27 protein-coding genes are annotated in these 23,451 nt (G+C 68.2%); 10 read left to right on the forward strand and 17 right to left on the reverse strand.

Going from position 1 to position 23,451, the window contains the following annotated elements; genetic code table 11:
• Positions 1-790: 790 nt before the first annotated feature.
• The 7 genes from ABD108_RS04490 to ABD108_RS04520 form a co-directional block, all read right to left on the reverse strand.
• On the reverse strand, positions 791-1,123 hold the full coding sequence (locus tag ABD108_RS04490; RefSeq protein WP_343929530.1) for a hypothetical protein: 333 nt from the start codon (positions 1,121-1,123) through the stop codon (positions 791-793).
• Between the two features lie 120 nt (positions 1,124-1,243).
• A complete protein-coding gene (locus tag ABD108_RS04495; protein ID WP_220656580.1) occupies positions 1,244-1,576 on the reverse strand; it encodes a hypothetical protein in 333 nt (110 codons plus the stop codon).
• A 92-nt stretch (positions 1,577-1,668) separates the two neighbouring features.
• Positions 1,669-1,935, reverse strand: coding sequence for a DUF4333 domain-containing protein (locus tag ABD108_RS04500; protein WP_343929532.1), 267 nt, complete (start codon positions 1,933-1,935; stop codon positions 1,669-1,671).
• Between the two features lie 217 nt (positions 1,936-2,152).
• On the reverse strand, positions 2,153-3,127 hold the full coding sequence (locus ABD108_RS04505; RefSeq protein WP_343929534.1) for an nSTAND1 domain-containing NTPase: 975 nt from the start codon (positions 3,125-3,127) through the stop codon (positions 2,153-2,155).
• 11 nt (positions 3,128-3,138) lie between these two features.
• Positions 3,139-3,474, reverse strand: coding sequence for a hypothetical protein (locus ABD108_RS04510; RefSeq protein WP_343929536.1), 336 nt, complete (start codon positions 3,472-3,474; stop codon positions 3,139-3,141).
• A 45-nt stretch (positions 3,475-3,519) separates the two neighbouring features.
• A complete protein-coding gene (locus ABD108_RS04515) occupies positions 3,520-4,320 on the reverse strand; it encodes an MspA family porin (RefSeq protein ID WP_220656584.1) in 801 nt (266 codons plus the stop codon).
• Positions 4,321-4,764: 444 nt separating this feature from the next.
• Positions 4,765-5,340 (reverse strand): hypothetical protein, encoded by a 576-nt coding sequence (locus ABD108_RS04520; RefSeq protein WP_220656585.1) that lies wholly within the window; start codon positions 5,338-5,340, stop codon positions 4,765-4,767.
• Between the two features lie 122 nt (positions 5,341-5,462).
• Here ABD108_RS04520 and ABD108_RS04525 point away from each other — a divergent pair, with 122 nt between their 5' ends.
• Complete coding sequence (locus ABD108_RS04525; protein WP_343929538.1) at positions 5,463-5,882, forward strand: HIT family protein; 420 nt, start codon at positions 5,463-5,465, stop codon at positions 5,880-5,882.
• On the opposite strand, the gene ABD108_RS04530 is transcribed toward ABD108_RS04525, so the two are convergent.
• Entirely contained in the window at positions 5,879-6,964 is a 1,086-nt protein-coding gene (locus ABD108_RS04530) for a YdcF family protein (protein WP_343929540.1), read from the reverse strand. The genes ABD108_RS04525 and ABD108_RS04530 overlap by 4 nt on opposite strands.
• Before the next feature lie 182 nt (positions 6,965-7,146).
• Positions 7,147-8,286, reverse strand: a complete 1,140-nt coding sequence (locus ABD108_RS04535) for a BTAD domain-containing putative transcriptional regulator (protein ID WP_220656588.1) — start codon at positions 8,284-8,286, stop codon at positions 7,147-7,149.
• Positions 8,287-8,493: 207 nt separating this feature from the next.
• Here ABD108_RS04535 and ABD108_RS04540 point away from each other — a divergent pair, with 207 nt between their 5' ends.
• From ABD108_RS04540 to ABD108_RS04575, 8 genes are all read left to right on the forward strand, one after another.
• Positions 8,494-9,750 carry an inorganic phosphate transporter gene (locus tag ABD108_RS04540; RefSeq protein ID WP_220656589.1) on the forward strand — a complete coding sequence of 419 codons (1,257 nt, stop codon included), beginning with the start codon at positions 8,494-8,496 and terminating at the stop codon, positions 9,748-9,750.
• 3 nt (positions 9,751-9,753) lie between these two features.
• Positions 9,754-10,053: a hypothetical protein gene (locus ABD108_RS04545; RefSeq protein ID WP_220656590.1), complete on the forward strand. Its 300-nt coding sequence runs from the start codon at positions 9,754-9,756 to the stop codon at positions 10,051-10,053.
• Positions 10,054-10,063: 10 nt separating this feature from the next.
• Positions 10,064-10,378, forward strand: coding sequence for a DUF3349 domain-containing protein (locus ABD108_RS04550; RefSeq protein WP_220656591.1), 315 nt, complete (start codon positions 10,064-10,066; stop codon positions 10,376-10,378).
• 125 nt (positions 10,379-10,503) lie between these two features.
• Positions 10,504-10,848, forward strand: coding sequence for a DUF3349 domain-containing protein (locus tag ABD108_RS04555; RefSeq protein WP_220656592.1), 345 nt, complete (start codon positions 10,504-10,506; stop codon positions 10,846-10,848).
• The gene (gene menE, locus ABD108_RS04560; RefSeq protein ID WP_343929542.1) at positions 10,845-11,999 is read left to right on the forward strand and encodes an o-succinylbenzoate--CoA ligase; all 1,155 of its coding nucleotides are present in this window, start codon (positions 10,845-10,847) and stop codon (positions 11,997-11,999) included. The genes ABD108_RS04555 and menE overlap by 4 nt, the downstream gene beginning before the upstream one ends.
• 34 nt (positions 12,000-12,033) lie before the next feature.
• Complete coding sequence (locus tag ABD108_RS04565) at positions 12,034-13,179, forward strand: DUF3089 domain-containing protein (protein WP_343929544.1); 1,146 nt, start codon at positions 12,034-12,036, stop codon at positions 13,177-13,179.
• A gap of 84 nt (positions 13,180-13,263) precedes the next feature.
• The gene (locus ABD108_RS04570) at positions 13,264-15,084 is read left to right on the forward strand and encodes an acyl-CoA dehydrogenase (RefSeq protein ID WP_343929546.1); all 1,821 of its coding nucleotides are present in this window, start codon (positions 13,264-13,266) and stop codon (positions 15,082-15,084) included.
• Between the two features lie 65 nt (positions 15,085-15,149).
• Positions 15,150-16,025 (forward strand): 1,4-dihydroxy-2-naphthoate polyprenyltransferase, encoded by an 876-nt coding sequence (locus tag ABD108_RS04575; protein WP_220656596.1) that lies wholly within the window; start codon positions 15,150-15,152, stop codon positions 16,023-16,025.
• A 54-nt stretch (positions 16,026-16,079) separates the two neighbouring features.
• Here ABD108_RS04575 and ABD108_RS04580 read toward each other — a convergent pair whose 3' ends face one another.
• The 3 genes from ABD108_RS04580 to ABD108_RS04590 all read right to left on the reverse strand — a co-directional run bounded on the left by ABD108_RS04580 (position 16,080) and on the right by ABD108_RS04590 (position 18,388).
• The gene (locus ABD108_RS04580) at positions 16,080-16,634 is read right to left on the reverse strand and encodes a helix-turn-helix domain-containing protein (RefSeq protein WP_305110161.1); all 555 of its coding nucleotides are present in this window, start codon (positions 16,632-16,634) and stop codon (positions 16,080-16,082) included.
• Positions 16,635-16,949: 315 nt separating this feature from the next.
• Positions 16,950-18,044: an L-cysteine desulfhydrase Cds1 gene (cds1, locus tag ABD108_RS04585; RefSeq protein WP_220656599.1), complete on the reverse strand. Its 1,095-nt coding sequence runs from the start codon at positions 18,042-18,044 to the stop codon at positions 16,950-16,952.
• Complete coding sequence (locus ABD108_RS04590) at positions 18,041-18,388, reverse strand: DUF4229 domain-containing protein (RefSeq protein ID WP_255585519.1); 348 nt, start codon at positions 18,386-18,388, stop codon at positions 18,041-18,043. The genes cds1 and ABD108_RS04590 overlap by 4 nt, the downstream gene beginning before the upstream one ends.
• A gap of 177 nt (positions 18,389-18,565) precedes the next feature.
• Between ABD108_RS04590 and ABD108_RS04595 the strand changes: the two genes are divergently transcribed.
• Complete coding sequence (locus ABD108_RS04595; RefSeq protein WP_019200932.1) at positions 18,566-18,727, forward strand: BldC family transcriptional regulator; 162 nt, start codon at positions 18,566-18,568, stop codon at positions 18,725-18,727.
• A 75-nt stretch (positions 18,728-18,802) separates the two neighbouring features.
• Here the strand turns inward: ABD108_RS04595 and ccsB are convergent, their stop codons facing one another.
• From ccsB to ABD108_RS04620, 5 genes are read right to left on the reverse strand one after another with little or no spacing between them, the layout of a single operon-like run.
• Entirely contained in the window at positions 18,803-19,795 is a 993-nt protein-coding gene (gene ccsB, locus ABD108_RS04600) for a c-type cytochrome biogenesis protein CcsB (RefSeq protein WP_220656601.1), read from the reverse strand.
• The gene (gene resB / locus ABD108_RS04605; RefSeq protein ID WP_343929548.1) at positions 19,796-21,418 is read right to left on the reverse strand and encodes a cytochrome c biogenesis protein ResB; all 1,623 of its coding nucleotides are present in this window, start codon (positions 21,416-21,418) and stop codon (positions 19,796-19,798) included.
• Positions 21,418-22,203, reverse strand: coding sequence for a cytochrome c biogenesis CcdA family protein (locus tag ABD108_RS04610; RefSeq protein ID WP_343929550.1), 786 nt, complete (start codon positions 22,201-22,203; stop codon positions 21,418-21,420). Before ABD108_RS04610 ends, resB begins: the two co-directional genes overlap by 1 nt.
• A complete protein-coding gene (locus tag ABD108_RS04615; RefSeq protein ID WP_255585520.1) occupies positions 22,203-22,799 on the reverse strand; it encodes a TlpA disulfide reductase family protein in 597 nt (198 codons plus the stop codon). The genes ABD108_RS04610 and ABD108_RS04615 overlap by 1 nt, the downstream gene beginning before the upstream one ends.
• Positions 22,796-23,443 carry a histidine phosphatase family protein gene (locus tag ABD108_RS04620; RefSeq protein ID WP_343929552.1) on the reverse strand — a complete coding sequence of 216 codons (648 nt, stop codon included), beginning with the start codon at positions 23,441-23,443 and terminating at the stop codon, positions 22,796-22,798. Before ABD108_RS04620 ends, ABD108_RS04615 begins: the two co-directional genes overlap by 4 nt.
• Positions 23,444-23,451: the final 8 nt, after the last annotated feature.

The following is a 23,451-nucleotide window of genomic DNA, read 5'->3' on the forward strand; positions in this document are numbered from 1 at the left end:
AAATAGTCCGTAATTGAGTTTCTCGAATGGGATCGTTACACCGCGCGCGGTGATCACGTGCTGCGACTCGATTACGAATGCCCCTCGATTCCGAAAAATTATGTATGCGATCACCGTCGCAACTACAGTTCCGAGTAGCGCCACAGGCAGCACCATCCCAGATCTTTGAGTGCCGTCAGTTGCGCCGACACTCAGTCCTACTGCGAGCACAGCAATGCTTGCGACAAGATAGGTAGCGGAGTTTCTCCACCACGGTGCCTGGCCTATTCGAACACCGCTCCCATGAACACAAATTGTGCTGTTGCGTGATCCAACCTGGGGAGAAAGCATACCAACAAACAGTAGAATCATTCCAATACTACAGATCACCACTCCCGGCATCGATCCAGCTATGCCGATGATCAGCCCAAGAGTTCCGAGCGCCGCACCTAAAAGCGGTCCCGCGAGAGGCTTCCACTGATTCGAATAGTTGGTCCACACGAAATGTGACTCGTTTCCTTCTGCCAAAGCCAGTCCATCCCCTTCGCCGTAATCCAAGACGTTCCTCCATCCCGACGATAGCCCCTCCAACCGCACCGATCACAGTGATCAGCGACACTGGATCCGATTCCAACTGCCGTAGCGACTGTTTCGCACACGATTGCCTCGCTGTCACTGTTTCCGTCTTGTATGTCAGAAAGAATCGCGGGCACCAGAGCACCCAGCCGAGACCGGGATTCCTGCCAGGAGAAGCGCGCCCCGACTAGTCGCCATCCCCTCAGTACTACCGATCGATCATCTCCGCCAGGAATCAGCGATCACGATCAGAATTCCCCGACTCAGAGGCCCGGTCTTCCCGGCGCCGTCTGCGCTCGTCCCTCCACTCCTCGAACCGCGCGGACGGCTCCTCGACACCGACCTTGTACCTGAAGACCGCCACCAAAACGAACTCGACATAAGAAAATGCGGTTGCACGACCATTGCCCGGCTCCACCTTCTCCACACCGAAGTAGGTGAGGTACGCCCCCAGGAGAAGCACGACGACCGACAGCAAGAGCACCCCAGGCCTCGGCCAGGGGAATCCCAGCGCGAAGACTATCGCCCCACACACCAACACCGCGATCAGGACCACAATCAACATCACGACCTCAACTCTCCCGGGACCGAAGCATCTCTTCCAACGCTTTCGGACCCCGCTCCGACTGAAAGCCGCGAAGTGACTCACGTTTGCGATTCACCGAACACAGGCTGATCAATCGCGAAACTAGCCATCTCCTTTGAGCAAGATTTCGGTAGCTTCCTCTTTGTCAGGAAACCTGAAGCCCAAAGGAACTCCTCCCCATGGATATATCGAGTCACCCATGGAGATACTCCAATTCTGTGGAACCTCGTTGAAGTCAAACCATTCGTCACCGAGCCACAGCGACCAATGATCTTCAGCCGGAAATGAACTTCCCCATCGCACATAGATCCGACTGCCCGAATCAACAGCTGCCGTCAACCATCCAGGGAATTGCTCGCTTATCCGAAAGTCGACAGGTTCATCCAGGAGCTTCCCTAAGTCATCAACTCTTGAGCTAGCGATGTCTTCGTACACTCAGCTTCACCTCATCGGATAAAGAAGGCTTTTTCGATTCGGAGTCGGCCAATAGGGTTCTCGTCGTCTTGCACGGCTTGATGATCGTCGAACTACTTGCCGGCAGGAATATCGTCGACCTTTACATCCCATTTCGCTTCATCGCCTTGGACGTTTGTGATGGTTGCAGTCATGCCGATACTACCTCCACCTTTGTTGATAACACACCTCTGCGACCTGCCGATCTCGGCCTTCAATGGGCCGTCGCAGACAACAGAATCTGGTGTAACCCCGACCTCTTTGGCGAGAATTTCAGAAGATCGACTTTCCAGTTTTTCCTTTGAAATTTCCGAAGTCGAAGCCTTCACGGTTACGCCCACTGACGGCCCGACAGACCGGGTGTCTCCAACCGAGAACGAGCACCCTGCAAGCGCGGTTACCACAGAGGCCGCAACAGAACGTCGTAGAATCCGCCCCGAGCATTTTGCATCAAAAGAAACGAGCCACATTCGAGCCCTCCCTTTCCTACATCAATCCCAACGTTCCCAGGTCGCGGGCAAGACCACTGGCCGCGACGCTGCTGAACCCGCCCGGACCTCACGCCACCACCCCCAGGGCAACCCCGAGCCCGAGCACCATCACTGACAGCACCACGATCACGGCCATCACGATCTGATGCACCCGCAGTTCCGACACCGCGGCGGACTGCGACGCCTCCCAGAACTCGATCGCCGACGCCGGGATCTGCGACCCGGTCGCCACACCGAATCGGAAGCCCGCATCACCGGAATCCGCGCTAGCCAAGGTTGTGAGCGCATCCGCAGTCAGTTCGAGACGCGTGTGGTCGTACAGCCACGCGCGCGGACGATCGGCCGCGCTCCAGCGCTGCGCATCGTGCTCCAGGCCGGTCCGAACGATGAGGGCCGGATACGCGTCCGCAACCCACCGGGACAATCGCGGCCACGTCTCGATCAGGCCGGAGTCCACCACCGCGACGTGCCCCGATCGGGCCTCGTCCTCGACCGAACGAACAACGGGCTCCACGAGGACGCCCAGGTCGATCAGCTCCGCCACGACGTCGCCCACGCCGCCGGTTCCGGAGTGCGCGGGCGCCCACGCCCGGGGCACCACGGCCCCGTCGACGGAGGTCTCCAGGCAACCGACGAGCACGGTCCTCGCCGCCTCGACCGCCCCGGCATCAGAGGCCTGCGCCCAGCGCTCGCCGGACGCGGCGATCTGTTCGAGCGCGGGCGCCTTGACCTCCTCGCCGGCGGCGGCATCGAACAGGCCCTGCCACTGGCGCACCGTCAGCACACCGGCTTCGTGCGCGGTGCTCGCACCGGTCCGGATGCGTTGGTGCGCACGGTCGGTCAGCTGCACGAGCAGCGGCTCGATCGTCGCGAACTCGCTGGGGAAATGCCTTCCTGTGCGCCAGTGCGAGATCGTTCCCGCACTGACGCCCACCTGACGCGCGACCTGCGCGACCGTCGGGGAGCCCGCCGCCACGAACAACTGCCGCAGCGATGCCGCGAAGACCTCCTCGTCCGCGCTGCGGTCGCGCTTGCCCACCATGACCGGCTGGACTAGGTGCGGCCGCCGCGAACCGCTGCCCAGATGGCCGAGAATCCCCCGACCACGAGCTGGCTCGCAACCAGCATCACCAGGACGAACACGACGAAGACGGCCGGCATCGTCCAGCGCTCGCCCCATTCGTTCAGGTGCTCGACCGCGAATCCGCAGCCCACCAGCATGGCGAGCCCGATCACGAAACCGAGGGCCTTGAGCGCCAGGGTCCGCATCGCCTCGGCTTCGTCGTTGCCCGGTTGCTGCGCCGCTTGCGGATCGGCCTGCGCCCCCGCCGCACCCTGACTCCGCTGCACCGGAATCTGTTGTGTATCTGCCGTATTGATGTCAGTCATTGCGGTCCACCCCTCCACAGATGTTGATCGTCGTCATGGCACGCGTTACGGGCGGGTGATGAAGATCGGCTTGCCGTACGTGGTGATCGAGTCGTCCGTACGGTCGGTCTGCAGCGCGATGGTCGCGTACGAGCGCACCTGAACGCCGCCGATGCAGTTGTCGACGGCCACGCGCACCTCGCGGGTGTACGTCGCGGCGTCGGGGCCCTCGAGGTTCTTCTTGGCGTACGGGATGTCCTTGCTGGTGCCTGGCTTGATCACGCCCGAGATCGACCCGGTCTCGGTGAGCGTGTTGCCCACGGTGGCCGAGATCCCCGGCGTCACACCGGCGGACACGCTGCCGCCGCCACTGCCACCGGTGGTGCCGCCCTGCCCCGTCGCGGTGCCCGTGAGGTTCGCGGTCACCGACGGCGTCACGCCCACGTTGGTGGCGTTCGAGATGCTGCCGCCCACCGTGAGGCTGTCCGCGGTCACGGCGCAGCCCACCTGGAGCCCCGTGGTGAGAACCGCGGACTTCACCTTGGACTTCGGCGGCTTCTTGGGATCGGCGACGGACACCGTGGCCTCGCCGCCGATGGTCGAGAAGGCCTCGAAGGACTGCGGGGAACGGTTCAGAGGCGGCACCGAGCGCAACGCCTCGGAGGTCTTCGTGACCACCATCTTCCAGCCGTCGCGGGTCACCACCGTGCGCGAGCTGTCGGCGAACTCGTCGTCGGGCTTGGGCTTGGTATCGGCGGCCGGCTTCGGCGCCGGGTTGGGAGCCGCGGTCGCGATCGGCGCCATGGTGAGCGCCGCGGCGACGGCCGCGGCCGCACCGATCAGGGCATGTGTTGTGCGAGACGGCATGTGCTGCTTCCTCCAGGTTGTCGGACGCGGCAACCCACGGGCTCGGCCCGCTGCACTGGCGCGTCCCCCCGTGGAACGAAGCCCGACGTGCAAGCGCTGCGAGCGCGGTCCGTCTTCCGCAGGCCGATGACCGGCGGGGCTGCCGACACCGGGCCTCACCTCCCGTGAGAACCCGGCGGGGTATGCGAGCTCCCCCGCGTAACCACCCCGGGATCGACCCCGACGATGTCGCGTTGAAACTTGCTTTACCTAAGAGGAGGTTAAGTGAATTCGTACAACTTTGCAAGTACCGGATTCTTATGAGTACTGCAAATGTTAGATTTACTGATTAGAGACAGGCGCTCGTTGTCCACGCTCGCGACCTCTCGAGTCACGGTAACAACCACCACCACCGGTCACTAGATACCTTCACGAAACTGTCACAACCGCGGCTCGCGGCGGAGGTCAGCGATCAGCTTTGGCAACCTGCTTGCGCAGGGTCTCCCAAAACGGCTCCGCCGGCCCGACAGTGCGCACCACCACGGTCACCTGCCGCACGTTCACGTAGGCCACGCGCTGCTCACCGGACGCGTTCCAGTACAGACGAGGGGCGAAGCGTACGAGGTCGGCGGGCACGCCGACCGCGGCGAAGGCCTGCTCCGAATCCCCTGGCGCACACCGCTCCAGCAGATTCCCGAGCTGGACCGCGGCGGGCTTGGACAGCACGGCGACGGTGAGCGTGTACCTCCCGCGCGAGGCGAACGCCTCCTGGCTGCGCGCGCCGCGGGTGGCGGTCGCGGCGGCCGCGGTCGCGTTCAGGCACGCGGTCGACAGATCCCCCGACGGGACCATCGCGATCTCCCCCGATTGTTCGCGACTCTGATACCCCGCGTAGCCCCCGGGCAGCTCGTCGGCGCCGAGCACGGACGAGGGCGCCGCGGCGGCCGGCGCCGCCATCACCAACCCTGCTACCAGCATCGACAGTGCGCCCACGGCGCCCCCGACGGCCCGCCGACCCGCGATCCCGCTGTCCTTCGTCACATCTGTTCTCCCGCTCCGTGTGCGCTTTGTCGCACTATCTATTGTGTTTGTCGCACCTTCAGTACGGAACCGCATGCGGAAGTGGGGATCGTCACTCTTTCTCCGCGGTCTACTCTGACGCCATGGAGCGATGTATCTTCTGCGCCATCATCGCGGGCGAGGCACCGGCGGCGGTGGTCTGCGAGACGGACGATCTGATCGCCTTCCTCGATGCGCGGCCGATGAGCCGCGGCCACACCCTCGTGGTACCCAGGCGGCACGCCGCCGGCCTCCGCGATCTCGACGGTGCGCTCGGCGAGCGCATGTTCGGGCTGGGGCACCGTCTGGCCCGGGCGGCCCGCGAGGGAGCCCTCGCCGCCGACGGGGCGAACCTCGTCCTCAACGACGGGCGCGCCGCGTTCCAGACCGTCGATCACGTTCACCTGCACATGATTCCGCGCTATGCAGGCGATCGCGGAGCGATCCTCGGGCGGATCGTGCGGCGCAAGCCCCGCTCCTCCGACGATGCCGCGGAGCTGCTGCGCCGAGGCATCACCGCCTAGTCCGGTATCAGCAGATCCCTGAACTCCGGTTCCACCTGATACGAGGCGATCAGGACGGCGACCACCGTCAACAGCCACAGCCCGACGAGCATGCCGCACACGACGAGGTTCGCGCGCCGGTAGTGCACCACCACGGCCACGAACTCGCGGAGGAAAGCCGCCGGACGGAAGTACAGAGCGGTCGGTGACCCGAGGGCGGTCGCGGGCAGGCCCAGCTTGCGGGTCAGTGATCCGGCACGCAGCGCGTGGAAGCTGCTGGTGGTCACCAGCATCCGGGTCCACTCGATACCCCGCTCATCGAGCAGATCGGCGGTGAAGCGCAGGTTCTCCTCGGTGGTCGTCGACCGGACCTCCCGCAGCAGCCGCGCCGGTGGCACCCCCTGCGCCTCGGCGTACCGCGCCATCGCCTCGCCCTCGGCGATCTGCTCGTCCTCCCCCTTGCCTCCGGAGCACACCAGCACCGGATCGCCGCCCTCGGCCACCAGACGCCGGAACTCCGTGATCCCCAGGTCCATTCGCGACCGCAACAGCGGCGTCAGCTGATCGCCGTTCAGGCCGGACCCGAGCACCACCACCACATCGCCGTCGCGGGTGCCGGGCAGCCGGCGGTGCACCACGGTGTAGCCGGTGTAGGCGGCCAGTTGGAAGACCACCATGCCCCCGGGAATGAGGAGCGCGACGAGCAGCACGAGACGGACCGGGCTTCCGGGATCGACGGAGGTCACGGTCACCAGCACGTAGCCGCCGATGACCACCTCGGTGAGCAGCGCCGCCCCCATCGCCGCCGGCACCAGGGTGGCCAGGCTGAGCCCCTCGCGCCGAATCACCACCAGGCTGTTGACGAGCAGGGCCACACCGATCACCACCAACCCGAACACACCGAGCGCGATGGGGCCGAGCACGAGCACGGTGGCGCCCGTCGGGTGGCCCGTCACGTACAACAACACTGCGCACGTGATCCACAGGCACATCGTGGCCGCGATCAGCCACAACCCGTTCGTCACCCGGCGGCGGTCCGTGACGACTCTGCGCAGCGACTCCGCCACGACGAGGGCCGTGATCACCACGGCGGTCCAGGCCACGATCACCATCCGAAGTTCACCATCGCAATCATGGGACCAGCGTACGGAGCGGGCGCGGCGGCCGGACCGGCCGAACGGATGATCCTCCGGTCCGAACGGATGGGTATGCGCGCGGCGCATGACTCCCGAGAACGACTACCCCACCCCCGGAGACTCCCCGCGCCGGAGACTCCCCGCGCCGGCTACTCGTCGTCGATCACACGGAAGGTGAAGGTCGTGCGGCCCAGCGTGAGCTCGTCACCGTCGGACAGCGGCAGTTGCCCGGCCACCCGACGCTCCCCGACATAAGTACCGTTCGAGGACATCAGGTCACGCACGGCGAAACCGCTGACGGCCCCCGTGATCACGGCGTGCTCGCGCGAGACCTTGGTGTCGTCGAGGCTGATGTCGTTGTCGGGCAGGCGCCCCAGGCGCACCTCGCCGTGCACCGGGTACTCGGTGCCGTCGGGCGCGATGAGCAGCCCCTTGGGCCCGCCGGGCTCCACCACGGCATCGGTCTCGGTCTTCTCGAAGGCGCGGCCGCCCCCGGGCTGCGCGGGACGTGCCTGGGCGAAGGCGAGCTGCTCCTGCCGCAGCACCTTGCCCTCCAACTCCACCAGCGCGGGCGTGGGATCCGCGCCGAGCTCGTCGGCCAGTGTGCGCCGCAGATCGCGCGCTGCCTCCAGGGCGTCGGCCTGGCGGCCGGTCACGTACAACGCCGTGATCAGCTGGCCCCACAGCGGCTCCTGGAGCGGATGCTCCGAGACGAGGCGCCGCAGGTCGCCGATCACCGAACCCGCACGCCCCGCGGCGATCTCCGCGTCGTACATCGCGGACTGCACCGCGGCGCGCTCCTCCGCCATCCCGATCGCGAAGTTGTCGGCGAACTGCAGGCCGCGCAGATCGGCGACGGCGTCGCCACGGAACTCGGCGAGCGCGGAGGCGAACATCAACGAGGCCTGGTCGTAGCGGCCCGCGGCGGCCAGTTCCGCGCCGCGGCGGCGGGCCGCGTCGAAGCGCCCCACATCGGATTGTTCGGGCTCGAGATCGAGCCGGTAGGTCGACCCCGAGGTCACCAGCAGCGCGTCCAAACCGGAACCGGCACCGGGCCCGCGCAGCGCCTTGCGCAGGCCGCTCACGAACACCTGCAGGCTCGCGCGTGCCGACGCCGGCGGATTGCCGTCCCACACCTGCTCGCTGAGCGAGTCCACCGTGACCGCGCGGCCCCGGTTCATCACCAGCAGCGCGAGCACCGACCGCGGCTTGACGCCCGACACCTCGTTCGCGGCGCCGTCCACCGACAGCGAGACCTGGCCCAGCACTCGGATATCCAACGACGCCATGCGGGGAATCCTAATCCGGTGCCACTTCCAGTTCACCGACACGCGCGTGAATCGGACAGATCGGACATGCTGAGCCTATTCTGAGAGCCGCCTGAATGAACATTCGATGAACTGTGGACACGGCGTACGAAAACTGCAGGTCAGGAGGATGTCAGCCCCGTCTCACCCGTTTGGTGGAATCGGCACTCGGACCGCAAGATTCTCACCATGAACAGCGAACTGATCATCTTGCTGTTGGTGATCGTGACGGCCCTCGCCTTCGACTTCACCAATGGCTTCCACGACACCGGCAACGCGATGGCCACCTCCATCGCCACCGGCGCCCTCAAGCCCAAGACCGCCGTCTCGCTCTCGGCGATCCTGAACCTGGTCGGCGCCTTCCTGTCGGTCGAGGTGGCGCTCACCGTCACCAACGCCGTGATCAAGATCCAGAACAAGGACGGCTCGCCGAAGGCGGAGTTCACCGCCAACCACGGCCGCGCGCTGCTCATCATCGTGCTCGCCGGCCTCATCGGCGGCATCGTCTGGAACCTGCTGACCTGGCTGCTGGGCCTGCCCAGCTCCAGCTCGCACGCGCTGTTCGGCGGCATGATCGGCGCCGCGATGGCCGCCCTCGGCACCGGTGGTGTGGTGTGGATCGGCCAGGGCAAGCTCGACGGTGTCATCGGCAAGGTCGTGCTCCCCGCGCTGTTCGCCCCCGTGGTCGCGGGCCTCGTGGCCGCGGTCGGCACCTACCTGATCTTCAAGATCGTCGCCGGTGTGGCCGAGCGGTTCACCGAGGAGGGCTTCCGCTGGGGCCAGATCGGCACCGCCTCGCTGGTCTCGCTGGCGCACGGCACCAACGACGCGCAGAAGACCATGGGCGTGATCACCCTGGCCCTCATCGGCTACAGCGCCGGCACCCCCGAGGCCCGCGGCGGCCTGCTGTTCTGGGACAACACGCACGGCGTCCCGCTGTGGGTGAAGGTCTCGGCCGCCGCCGCCATCGCGCTCGGCACCTTCCTCGGCGGCTGGCGCATCATCCGCACCCTGGGCAAGGGCCTCATCGAGATCAGCGCGCCGCAGGGCATGGCCGCCGAGGCCTCCTCGGCCACCGTCATCCTGGTGTCCAGCCACCTGGGCTTCGCGCTCTCCACCACCCACGTGGCCACCGGCTCGATCCTCGGCTCCGGCGTGGGCAAGCCCGGCGCCAAGGTGCGCTGGAACGTGGCCGTCCGGATGGTGGCCGCCTGGTTCATCACCCTCCCCGCCGCCGCCCTCGTCGGCGCGATCATGTGGGTCGTCGCCGCGAAGATCCCCGGCCTGGCCGGCCCGGTGGTCGCCTTCCTCATCCTCTGCGCCCTGTCCGGCTACATGTACTGGCGCGCACAGCAGCAGAAGGTCGACTCCAACAACGTCAACGCCGAGTGGGACGACGACAGCAACTCGGTCGTCCCCGCCGACGAGAAGATTGCGAAGGTCTAAGACATGGAAACCATCTCCCTCGCCCTCAATGCGGTGTGGAAGGTCCTCCTCGTGGGCCTCATCCTCGGCGCCGGCCTGCCCGCCCTGTTCGCCGTGGGTGTCCGCGGCCTCGCCATCGGCAACGGCCACGAGCAGGAGGACGGCACCGTCCACAAGCCGAACCCGCTCGGCAACGTGATCGCCGCCATCGCCTTCCTCATCGTGATCGTCGCGATCGTGCTCGCCGTGGCCATGGTCGTCTCGTCCGGCTACGGCTACAAGATGAGCTTCGAGAACATCTACCCCACGTTCACCAAGAAGTAGGAGTAGCGCGATGACCACCGAGAACACCCAGGACGGCGTCCTCACGCAGGTGCTCGACTGGCTGCGCGCCGGGTACCCCGAGGGCGTGCCGCCGAAGGACTACTTCCCGCTGCTCGCGCTGTTGCAGCGGTCGCTGTCCGAGGACGAGGTCAACGCGGTGCTGGGGCGCCTGCTTGCGGCCCGTCCCGACGAGGTGCACAAGGACGAGATCGAGGCGGCCATCGCCAAGGTCACCCAGTCTCAGCCCAGCGACGAGGACCTCAACCAGGTGGCCTCGAAGCTCGCCGCCGGCGGCTGGCCGCTGACGGGTTTCACCAGCAACTGAAACAGACCGCTTTCCTTCTGTTCACCATCGTCGGCGAGGCGCCCCCTATCCTGGTCGCAGGATAGGGGGCCCTTTCCGTACCGGGCCGCCCGATGGTGCCGTACGACTTCGGAGGTGATCCGCAGATGAGTTCCGGTCAGGGCTTCATCGCGAAGATCGTCGATTGGCTGCGCGCCGGTTACCCCGACGGGGTGCCCAGCACCGACTATCAGCCCCTGCTCGCGCTGCTCGATCGACAGCTCACCAAGGAGGAGGTCAAGGAGGTCACCCGCGAGCTCATCGACGAGGTGCAATTGACCCCCGAGGGCGTCGAACCCATCACCAGGATCGACGCCGGCGTCGCGATCAGCGGGCACACCCACGAGCTGCCGCTGGAGAAGGACATCGCGCGCGTGCGCGAGCGCCTGGAGCGCAAGGGCTGGCCCTTCGACGACGATCCGCTGCGGACCGACGCGCCGCCCCAGGAGTGAACCGCCTCCGGGCCCTGCCCATCGACACCGTCGAATCCGCGGTGCCGCACCTGACGGCACTCCTCGACGGCACCGCCCCGGCATGGCTGCCCGTGCCCGCACGCGATCCGCGTGAGGCCGAACGGCTGACCACGGCGCTCGACGCGGGCGGCGCCATCGACGAGCGCGCCGCGCTGGTGGTGGCCACATCGGGCAGCACGGGAACCCCCAAGGGCGCCATGCTGACCCGCGAGAACCTGGCCGCCAGCGCCGCGGGCACCGCCGAGCGGCTCGGCGGGCCCGGACAGTGGCTGCTGGCGATGCCGCCGCACCACGTGGCCGGGGTCCAGGTGATGCTCCGCTCGCTCGCCGCCGGCTGGACGCCGGTGGGACTCGATGTGTCCCAGGGCTTCGCACCGTCGGATCTCGCCGGTGGATACGCGGCGATGACCGCGCCCCGCCGGTACGTCTCGCTGGTCCCCACGCAGCTGGTCAAGACCCTCGCCGACCCCGCCGCGACGCGGGCCCTGGCCCGGTTCGACGGCGTCCTGATCGGCGGCGCCGCCTGCCCGCCGCCGGTGCGGGAGGCCGCCCTCGCCGCGGGCGTGCGGATGGTGCGCACGTACGGGATGAGCGAGACCGCCGGCGGCTGCGTGTACGACGGTGCGCCCCTCCCCGGCGTGCGGGTGCGGCTCGACGGCCCCGAGGGACGCATCGTCCTCGGCGGCCCCACGGTGGCCCTCGGCTACCGCAACGCACCCGAGCACCCCGCGTTCGCCGAGCCGGGCTGGTTCCGCACCGATGACGCCGGAACCCTCTCCGACGGTGCGCTTTCCGTGACCGGACGGCTCGACGAGGCCATCTCGACCGGCGGCCTGACGGTGCTCCCCCAGGTGGTCGAGGCGGTCCTCGCCCGGGTGCCGGGCGTGGCCGAGGTCGCCGTCTTCGCGCAACCCGATCCGCGGCTGGGCCAGCGCGTGGCCGCGGCCGTGGTCGCCGCGCCCGGGGCGCCCGGCGCGACGCTCACCGTCGAACTGCTGCGCGCGGCGGTCGAGGCCGAGCTGGACCGCACGGCGGCTCCGCGGGCCGTGTACCTGGTGGACGAGCTCCCCCGGCGCGGGCCGGGGAAGATCGACCGCCGGGCGCTCGCGGCGCGATTCTCCGAAGACTGAGAGAATCGGGATACTGCCGGAATACGATCAACCCATGTCCCTCACACGTATCGGACGGCGAATCGCGGCGGCACTGCTCACCTGCGCGCTGGCGACGAGCCTCGCCGCCGGAGTCGCGGAGGGCGCACCGTCGACCGTGTGGATGTGCCGCCCGGGCACCGCGAACCCGTGCACCCTGCCCACGGACACCACCGACCTCGGCACCGGCAGGGTGACCGCGCCGCCCAAGCCGAGCGCCGCGGACCAGCAGGTGGACTGCTTCTACGTGTATCCCACGGTCACGAATCAGGTGGCCCCCAACGCGAATCCGGTGCGCATGCCCGAGGTCGACTCGATCGCGCGCTTCCAGGCGGCGCGCTTCTCGAGCATGTGCCGCGTGTTCGCCCCGATCTATCCGCAGATGACGATCACGGGCCTCTCGCCCGCCATGCTGCTGCAGCTCAAGCAGCCCGTGCAGACCGCGTACACCGCGGTGCGCGATGCCTGGCGCGAGTACCTGGCGCGCGACAACAAGGGCCGCGGCGTGGTCTTCCTCGGGCACTCACAGGGCACGATGATGCTGCGCAAACTGTTGCGCGAGGAGGTCGATCGCACGCCCGCCGTGCGGGATCGCGTGGTGGGCGCATTCCTGATCGGCGGGAACGTGACCACCGCCGAGGGATCGACCACCGGCGGCGACTTCCAGAACCTGCCCCTGTGCACGCGCCGCGGCCAGTTCGGCTGCGTGGTGGGCTATTCCACGGATCTGGTGCCACCGGTGATCTCACTGTTCGGCAACACCGACATCGATCTGCTCTCGCAGACCATGGACCTGCCGCGCGGTCCGGGGTACCGGGTGGCGTGCACCGACCCCGGGCCACTGTCCGGGGAGACGGGGCCCGTGGGGGTCACGGTCCCCAGCGAGCCCTACGCCTTCGGGATCATCTCGACCCTCATGGGCTACACCACCTTCCCCGACGGCACACCCACCTCGGCGAGCACGTGGACGGTGAGCCGCGGCCGCGGGACCGGCGCGTGCGAATACGTGAACCGGCACAGCATGTATCGGATCACCATGACGGTGCCGCAGTCGATCAACGAGCTACCGTTGTTCGGCACCCACCTGCTCGACATGAACTTCGGGCTCGACCGGCTGGTGTCGCTCGCGAAGCAGCAGTCGCAGGCCTGGCTCCGGCGGTAGCAGATCACGCGCTCCGGCTGGGCGGAACAGGAATCTACAAATGTGTAGAATTGCTGGCGTCCACTCACCCACAGGAGCCCCGAGTTGAAGCAGAACATCGCAGCGCAGACCCCGCTGCTCAACCCCCGTGACATCGACTTCCTGGTCTACGAGTGGCTCGGCGCCGAAGAACTCACCAAGCACGAGCGGTACGCGGAGCACTCCCGCGAGACCTTCGACGCCGCCCTGGACCTCGCCGCCGAGGTCTCGGTGAAGAAGCTCTCCAACCACTACCGCGAGGCCGACGCCCACGAGCCCACCGTGGGACCCGACGGCAAGGTCGTGACGCTGTCCGAGACCGCCGAGGGCATCAAGGCCATCTTCGACTCGGGCCTGCTGACCGGTGAGATCCCCGCCGAGGAGGGCGGCATCGGCCTGCCCTCGGTGGTCGCGAAGGCCACCTTCGCCTGGCTCAACGCCGCCAACCTGCCCACCGCCGTGTACACCGGCCTCACCATGGGCAATGCGAACGTGATCCGCTCGTTCGGCACCGATGAGCAGAAGCGGCTGTACGTGGAGCCGATGATGGAGGGCCGGTTCACCGGCACCATGTGCCTGTCCGAGCCCGAGGCCGGTTCGGCGCTCGCCGATATCACCGCGCGCGCCGAGCGCCGCGAGGACGGCACCTACGGCATCACCGGCACCAAGATGTGGATCACCGGCGGCGATCACGAGATGACCGAGAACATCGTGCATCTCGTGCTGGCCAAGGTCCCGGGCTCGCCCGACGGGGTGAAGGGCATCTCCCTGTTCATCGTGCCCAAGTACCTGGTGAACGACGACGGTTCCGTGGGCGAGCGCAACGACGTGACCCTGGTGGGCCTGAACCACAAGATGGGCAACAAGGGCACCACCAACTGCCTGCTCGCCTTCGGTGACGGCACCCATCCGCAGCCGGGCGGCGGCGCCACCGGCTACCTGGTGGGCGCGGAGAACCGCGGCCTGATCCAGATGTTCCAGATGATGAACGAGGCGCGGATCGCGGTGGGCTACACCGCTTCCTCGATCGCGTACACCGCGTACCTTCAGTCGCTCGAGTACGCCAAGTCGCGCGTGCAGGGGCGTCCCGTGACCGCCTTCGACGGTCCGCAGGTGCCGATCATCGATCACCCCGACGTGCGGCGGATGCTGCTGGCGCAGAAGAGCTTCGCCGAGGGCGGGCTCGCCCTCACGCTGTACGCCGCGCGCCTGATCGACGAGGCCAACACCGCGCCCGACGATGCCAGCCGCGAGGCCGCCGAACGGCTCCTGGACTTCCTCACGCCCATCATCAAGAGCTGGCCGTCGGAGTTCGGCCTCAAGGCCAACGAGTACGCCATCCAGATCCACGGCGGCTACGGCTACACCCGCGATTACAACGTGGAGCAGCTGTACCGGGACAACCGGCTCAACGCGATCCACGAGGGCGCCAAGGCGATTCACGGCCTCGACCTACTCGGCCGCAAGGTCGCGCAGCACGGCGGCGCCTCCTTCGGCGCGCTGCTGGGCCGGATCGAGGCCACCGCCGCCCGCGCCGCCGCGGTGCCGGAGCTGGCCGATCTCGCCACGCAGCTGCGGGCCGCGTCGGGCCGGGCACTGGAGGTCACGATGACCGTGGGCGGCGCCGGCGATCCCGCGCTGTCGCTGGCGAACGCCACGTCCTATCTCGACGGGCTCGGCCACGTGGTGGTGGCGTGGCTGTGGCTGGACCAGGCGCTGGCCACGATCGACGAGGACGGCACCGCCAAGGACGATGCCTTCTACCGTGGCAAGCGGACCGCGGCGCAGTACTTCTTCGCGTACGAGCTGCCCAAGGCGCTCACCGAGTTCGACCTGCTCGCGAAGCTGGACCGCACCACGCTGGACTTGGACACCGAGGTCCTCTGACCGGGGTCCTCTGACCGGCCCGCCCCGAGGCCGACGGGGCACCGCCCCGCTATAGGGTTGCAAGCATGGCAACCCCGGCGCAGTGGCTCGAAGGAGCACGACCCCGCACGCTCCCCAACGCGATCGCCCCGGTGATCGCGGGTACGGGAGCGGCGGGGTACCTCGGCGAGGCCGTCTGGTGGAAGGCGCTGCTGGCGCTGGTGGTCTCGTTGTCGCTGATCCTGGGCGTGAACTTCGCCAACGACTACTCCGACGGCATCCGCGGGACCGACGATGACCGGGTGGGCCCGCTGCGGCTGGTCGGTTCGGGGCTGGCCTCGCCAGAGGCGGTGAAGCGGGCCGCGTTCGCGTGCTTCGGCGTCGCGGGAGTGGCGGGCCTGATCCTCAGCCTCACCTCGGCGTGGTGGCTGATCCTGGTGGGCCTGGCCTGCGTGGCCGGCGCCTGGTTCTACACCGGCGGTAAGAATCCCTACGGCTATCAGGGGTTCGGCGAGGTCGCCGTGTTCGTCTTCTTCGGCCTGGTCGCGGTGCTCGGCACCGAGTTCGTGCAGGCCGGCAGGATCGACGTGACCGGCGTGCTGTCGGCGTGCGCGATCGGCTCGTACAGCTCCGCCGTGCTGGTCGCGAACAACCTGCGCGATATCCCCACCGACACCGAATCGGGCAAGATCACGCTCGCCGTGCGTCTCGGCGACTCGAAGACCCGTGTGCTGTTCGGGATCCTGGTCGCGGTGCCCACGGCGCTGGGGCTCGCGATCGCCGCCGTCGCCACCCCGTGGGCGCTGCTCAGCCTGCTCTCGCTCCCCCTCGCCGTGCGCGCAGCGCTGCCGGTGCTGCGCGGCGGCCAGGGTCCCGCTCTGATCCCCGCCCTCGCGCAGACCGGCCTGGCGATGCTGGTGTGGTCGATCGGCGATGCGGTGGGGCTGTTCCTCGGCGCTTAGATCCGGCGCTTAGATCCGGCGCCCGGAACCGCTAGGCCCGGCTCGCGGAGCCGGTCATCGCACGAACCGCAGGAATGCGCGTCCCTCCGGCGAGGGGTCCATCGGGCTGAGGAGCTCGAGCCTCCCTGCGCGCGTGAGCGTGAGGACGTCGGTGGCGACGCCCTCGACCAGTCCGGCCGAGTTCCACACCGCGGCGAACTCCGCATCGCCGGCACGGAGCGCCGCGATCGGATCGGTGTGCACCACCGGAAGAGCGAGAATGCTGCTCTCCCTGTTCCATCGCACGACCGCGGAGTCGAGCACGCCCGGAAGCGTGATCTCCTCCCGGTGCGCGATCCTGATCGCCGCCGCTCGCGTCTCGTTCATACCGCGCAGCGCATCGAATTCCGCGACGATCCGTTCGATGAGAACGATCGCCGGGCGCGCGCCCGCGGCGAGCTGCACGCCGACCCCGTCCCGCCGGAACAGCGGGAAGCCCACGAGCCGCTCCGCCGCCGCCACCGACCGGGACACCGTCGATTGGGCGATGCCGTGCACCCGCGCGGCCTCGGTGATGCTGTGGGTGCCTGCCACCGTCGCCACCACCCGCAAACGTTCGATATCGGACATGGCGAGACGGTACCGCCGCCCACCGACGAGTTTCGATCGCTCCTCCAAGGGACCTGTTCCACCCACAGGTCATGCGCCCGACGCATGGAAGGGAAACACCAGCTCAGCGGCTGTTTTCGGCCCGATGCCCATGCGTGGGACGCATGGGTGGCGTGAGCCCACCCGACGAGCATCGCGCGGGCTCGATACCAGCCCATGCGTCCCACGCATGACATCGACGCTCGAAACAGCTTCTGGCCTGCGATATCTCAGCCATGCGCGCCACGCATGACTTCCGGAGAGCAATACTGCCCCACCCGGCCCGCGGGCCCACGACTACTCGCGCCAGGTGCCGTCCGCGAGGAAGCGCTCGATGGTGAGCGTGGGCGGGATCAGGTCGAAACCGCTCGACGCGACCCACGCATCGTCGAAGTAGGTGTCCAGGTAGCGGTCACCGTCGTCGGCCAGCAAGGTGACCACGCTGCCGGAAACGCCCGCGGCCACCATCTCGGCGATCACACCGAACGCACCCCACAGATTCGTGCCCGTCGACCCGCCGAGGTGCCGGCCCAGCATCGCGGAACCGACGCGCGCGGCGGCGATCGAACCGGCGTCCGGCACCGCCACCATGCGGTCCACGATCGCCGGGATGAACGAGGGCTCCACCCGCGGGCGGCCGATGCCCTCGATGCGCGAGGACTTCCCCGTCTCCACCGAGAAATCGCCGCTGTCGTAGGCCGGGAAGAAACTGGAGTTCTCCGGGTCCACCACGCACAGCCGCGTCGCGTGCCGGCGGTACCGGATGTAGCGGCCGATCGTGGCCGAGGTGCCGCCGGTACCCGCGCCCACCACGATCCACGCGGGCTCGGGGTGATCCTCCAGTGCCAACTGGGAGAAGATCGACTCGGCGATGTTGTTGTTGCCGCGCCAATCGGTGGCGGCCTCCGCGTGCGTGAACTGGTCCAGGTAGTGCCCGCCGGTCTCCGTGGCGAGCCGGGCGGCCTCCAGGTACACCTGATCGGCCCGATCCACGAAATGGCAGGTGCCACCCTCGCGCTCGATCAGCGCCACCTTCGCCGCGCTCGTGGACCGCGTCATCACCGCCACGAAGGGCAGCCCCAGCAGCTTGGCGAAGTAGGCCTCGGAGACGGCCGTCGATCCCGACGAGGCCTCGATCACCGTGGTGCCCTCGCGCAGGCAGCCGTTGCACAGCGCGTACAGGAACAGCGACCGCGCCAGCCGGTGCTTGAGGCTCCCGGTGATGTGCGTGGTCTCGTCCTTGAGGTACAGCTGCACGCCACGCGCCCACTCCCCCAACGGGAATCGGAGCAGATGGGTATCGGCGCTGCGCCGCGCATCGGCCTCGATCAGCCGGATCGCGTTGTGCACCCAGGTGCGGTCCTCACTCCGGTCGCAGACCGCGGTGCTCACTCGTCGACGCCCTGCAGTCGCCGCCGGAAGTCGTCGCGCCGCTCGCGGCGCCGGTCGTCGATCACCGCGGCGCTCTGCGCCACACGGTTGCGCAGGCCCTTGCCCACCACCATCGACAGCGGCATCGCCACCACGAGCGCGAACAGGAACACCGGGATCAGAGGCACCTCGTCGGTGACCAGGGTGCCGATCCCGTAGAAGACCGCCGCGATCACCGCCACCAGGCCGAGCCGGAACAGCGTGTACAGAACCATGTCGCGGGCAAGGGCGCGCTTGGCGTTGCGCACATCGGCGTCGGTCGTCGCCTTCGACGGTGCGCCGGCGGCGTCAGGGGTGTCAGTCACGTCCCTCAGGATACGCCAGGTCCGAAATACGATTTTACCAATTCTTGACACTTGCATAGAGGTTCGAGTACTCGGGCAAATCGCTGCATACTGGGCACCATGACCATCGCACACCCGAACACCGTCCAGCGCCCCGGCGATCCCCGTGCTGCTGCGCCGCGTCAGGCCGAACGACTCATGACGCCTGGCCAGGTGGCCGCGCTGTTCAACGTGAACCCCAAAACGGTCACCCGATGGGCCGGCGCGGGCCTGCTCGGCTCCGTCCGAACCCCCGGCGGGCACCGTCGCTTCCGCGCCTCCGAGGTCTTTGCTCTTCTGAATCAAAACACAACCCAGTAGTCGTACAGCTACGGAAAAGGGCGCCGCTCCCCCACGGGGAGGCGGCGCCCTTTCCGGTTTCTCGGCCGGGCGGCGTCAGGCGTACGAGTGCAGGCCCGAGACGACGTAGTTGATGAAGAACAGGTTGAACATCATGGTGATGAAACCGAAGATGTTGATGTACGGCGCAGCCTTGCGCCACACCGACGTCGCGCGGGCGTGCAGATACGCGGCGTACACCACCCAGGAGACGAACGAGACGGTCTCCTTGGGATCCCAGCCCCAGGCCCGGCCCCAGGCCGCCTCGGCCCAGATGGCGCCGCAGATCACGCCGGCACTGAACAGCGGGAAGGCCACGATCACGGTGCCGTAGGCCACGCGGTCGAGCACCTGCGAGGACGGCAGCGCCGCGAGCAGCCGGCCGTAGGCGTTGTCCGGGGCGTCCAGCGAACCGTCGGGCCGCTCGTACCGGCGGCGCATCAGATACAGCAGGCTCGCCACGCCGGACACGAGGAAGATCCCGGAGCCGATCGAAACGATCGTGACGTGGATCGCGAGCCAGTACGACTTCAGGGCGGGCACCACGGGCCCCGCGTCCGTGTACAGCGCGCCCTCGGCCACGAACATCAGGATGAGCACGGGGAACAGGACGAACACCAGGATCGGCCGGGTCTCCTTGCTCCGCAGCATCACCAGGCCCACCAGGACCGCACCGGCGCACGTGATCGAGACGAACTCGTACATGTTGCCCCAGGGCAGGCGGCCCGTGGCCATACCGCGCGTGACGATCGACGCCAGCTGCAGCACGAGCCCCACCGCGGCCACCGCGTAGCCCATCCGGCCGAACCGCTCGGACTTGCTGCGCCGCGCACCGTCGTCGACCACCACGCCCGGGGTCGAGGCGGTGGCGATCGGTGCGCCGCCCGCGGCCACCAGCTCCCGGCTGCGATCACGCGCGGCGCTGCTGTCCACCCGTGAGGTCGCCAGCTCGATCACCAGCAGCACCATCGCGAACGCGTAGATCGCGGCGGCGCTGGTGAACATGACGTCGGAGTATCCGGCCATGGTCTCGTCGATAACGGGTCCCATTTACTTCGCCCTTTCCACGTCCGGCTCCCGCGCGGGGACCGGCCTCGCCGTGCTGCCCACGACCCGGTCGGCCAGGGCATCGAAGTCCTCATTCCACCCGGCCAGATCGGTGCGGGCGAGCCCGGCGATCTCCACCACGGTACCGCCGCCGTCGCGCGGGGTCAGCCGGGCGAACACCCGCCGCCGCTTCACCGTGAGCGAGACGATCAGCCCGCCGAGCATCCCGATCGCGAAGAACAGGATCCACATCTGCGCCGGATCGCGGCTCACCTGCAGGGCCGCGAAGTTCTTCACCCCGTCGAACCGCACCTGCGTGCCGTCCTCCAGCGTGGTCGATTGGCCCGCGTCCAGGTTCACGCGCGCCTTCTTCACCAGGCGGCCCGAGTCGATCTGATCGCGGCTGAGCGAGAAGATGTTCTGCGGCTTACCGGTATCGAGGCCGGTGTCGCCCTGGTAGATGTCGATGGCCACGGCGGGATCGTTCGCGGCGGGGAACCGCGAGGTGAGCAGCGTCCCGTCGAGCTGCTTGGTGGGGGCCAGCAGGCCCTCGATCCCGAGCTGCTTGGTGCGGCGCTCGTCCTCGGTGCCGTACATCCCGCCGGGCGGATCGAACCGCAGCGCGCCGGACGACAGGAAGTAGATCTTGTCCTGCGGCGCGAACTGCATGGTCTGCGTGCGGGTCTGGCCGTTCGGGTAGGTCACGGTGAAGGTGCCGGCGTAGCCGTGGCCGGTCATGTAGACCCGCACACCGTCCATCCGCAGCGGCTTGTTCACCTCGATCTCGTACTGCTTCCAGGCGTTGGTGTCGATGCTCGCCTTATCGAGGTACGAGGCCTTGGTGCGGAACATGTCGGGCTGCGCGTTCGGCAGGAAGGTGGCCTCGACCTGATCGGCCTGCAGGCAGAACGGGGTCAGGCCGGTGCCGTCCACGAGGGGCCCGGCGCGGAAGGTGTCGTAGTTCGACGGGCTGTTGCAGAAACCGCCGTCGCCCTGGATCACGATGCGCGAGCCCTCGTAGCCGAACTGGTGTCCGATGGCGATGGCCAGCAGCACGCCCAGCAGGCTGGCGTGGAAGACCAGGTTGCCGGCCTCGCGGAGGTAGCCCTTCTCGGCGGACACGGTCACGGTGCCGTCGGGATCGCTCGCCCCGCCGGGGCGGCTGATCTTGCGCCACCCGCGGAGGTTCGTGAGCACCGTCTGCGCGGCCTGCTCCGGATCCTGATCGGTCTCGCGGACGGTGTGCCGCGGCAGCCGTCCGAGGTTGCGCGGCGTGGCCACCGGCGCGGTGCGCAGGGCCCGGAAGTGCTCCAGGATGCGGGGCAGGATGCACCCGACGAGGGACACGAACAGCAGGACGTAGATCGACGTGAACCACACCGATTTGAAGACGTCGAACAGCTGCAGCTTGTCCATCAGCTGGCCCAGCGAGCCGTGCCGCTTGATGTACTCGTTGGTGTTGAACTGGCTGATGTCGCGCTGCGGCAGCAGCGCGCCGGGGATCGCGGCGAGCGCCAGCAGGAACAGCAGCACCAGCGCCGTCTTCATCGACGTGAGCGAGCGCCAGGTGTTGCGGACCGTCGCGACGATCCGTCCGGGCAGGGATTGCTTCGTGGGTGTGGTCATCAGATCGGCATCACCGTGTTGGAGACGAACAGGCGGCGTACCAGGTCGACGAGGTCGGCCCAGTAGCCCGTGACGAGCAGGACGCCCACCGCGATCATGAGCACGCCGCCGAAGACCTGGATCCGCCGGGAGTTACGGCGCAGCCAGCCGACGGCGCGCACGGCCACCGTGGACCCGAGGGCGAGGATCACGAAGGGCAGGCCGAGACCGGCGCAGTAGGCGATGATCAGCACGGCGCCGCGCAGGGGCTCGGCGTCGGTGCCCACCACCACCGACATCACACCGGCGAGCGTGGGGCCGATGCACGGGGTCCAGCCGAGCGCGAAGACGCCGCCGAGCAGCGGCGCGCCCGCGAGGGTGGTCCACTGCTTCGGCGCGAACCGCACATCGCGTTCGAGCATCGGGACCAGGCCGATGAAGGCGAGGCCCATGATGATCGTGACCACGCCGCCGATCCGCATCAGCACATCGGCGTTGAGCCGGATCGACGTGGCGAGCCCGAACACCGACATCGTCATCAACAGGAAGACGGTGGTGAATCCGCCCACGAACAGCATCGCGGCGCCCATCACCCGCCACCGTCCGGCGCGGGCACCCGCCTTCGCCTCGTCAATGGTGGCGGCGGGCGCCTCGGCGCCGACCAGCCCGGCGAGGTAGGACAGGTAGCCGGGCACCAGCGGCACGATGCACGGGGACGCGAAGGAGACCAGCCCGGCCAGCGCGCACGCCGCGAGCGCGATGAGCAGCGGGCCGGAGACGGCCGCGTCCGCGAAGGCCTGCCCCATCACTGCTCCCCGAGCACTTTGTCGAGGGTGCCGGTGAGTTCCTTCTCACCGACGGTGGTGAGGTACACCGCGGCCACCCGGTGCTGCTTGTCGAGGACGAAGGTCATCGGTACCACGGTGGTGGGGTACTGCTCGCCGATCGCGAGCAGTGTCTTGCCCGGCGGATCGTAGATCGAGGGGTAGGTGAGCTTGAACGAGTCGATGAAATCGCGGGCCGCGTCGTCGCCGGCGGTCTCGCGCACGTTGATGCCGAGGAACTCCACGCCGCGCGGCTTGGAGGCCACGTACACCTTCTCCAGCTCGGGCGCCTCGATCCGGCAGGGCGCACACCACGATCCCCACACATTGATGACCACGACCTTGCCCTCGTAGTCCTTGAGCGACAGCGTGGTGTTCGGATCGGTCACGCTGCGGCCGGACAGATCGCCGACGGTGCTGCGCTTGGCGGGCTCGTAGAACTGTTCGAGCTTGCCGCCGGGCGCGATCACGCCGCCCTCGGCGGACCGGTCGCTGTACTGCGTGCAGCCGGACAGCGCGAGCATCCCCACCAGCAGGGCGGCCGCTACCCGCCGGCCCGCTCGGCGGCCGGGCGTCACGCTCCGGTCACCTTCGGGTCGGACGCGCCGGCCGGCTCGGAGTAGACGAGGTCGACCAGCGCCTCGCCCTCGTAGATCAGGCTGGTGAGCGAGGCGAGCGAGCACTGCCGCTTGCGCGGGTCGTGCCACAGCCGCTTGCCCTCGAGGTAGCGGCGCAGAGTGACCACGGGCAGCTGGTGGCTCACGATCACGGCCTCGTGGCCCTCGGCGCGTTCGCGGGCGATGTCGACCACGCCCAGCATGCGGTGCGCGATCTGCAGGTAGGGCTCGCCCCACGACGGGGTGAACGGGTCGCGCAGCTTGGCCCAGTGCTTGGGCTGGCGCAGGGCACCGTCGCCGACGGACACCTTGAGGCCCTCGAACTGGTTCCCGGCCTCGATCAGCTCGTCGTCGGTGATGATCGTGAGGCCGTGGCTCTCGGCGATCGGGGTGGCGGTCTCCTGCGCGCGCTGCAGCGGGGAGGCGAAGACCTGCGTGATGTCGTGGTCGGCGAGGGCGTCGGCCACTGTCTGGGCCTGCTCGCGGCCGCGTTCGGAGAGGTGGAAGCCGGGGAGGCGGCCGTAGAGGATGCCCTCCGGGTTGTACACGTCGCCGTGCCGCATCACGTGCACGATCGTCTGGTTCGTCTGGGGCTGCGCAGTCATGGGGGCCT

Source organism: Tsukamurella strandjordii, from assembly GCF_039525985.1.
In the GTDB taxonomy this organism is placed as follows: Bacteria; Actinomycetota; Actinomycetes; order Mycobacteriales; family Mycobacteriaceae; genus Tsukamurella; species Tsukamurella strandjordii.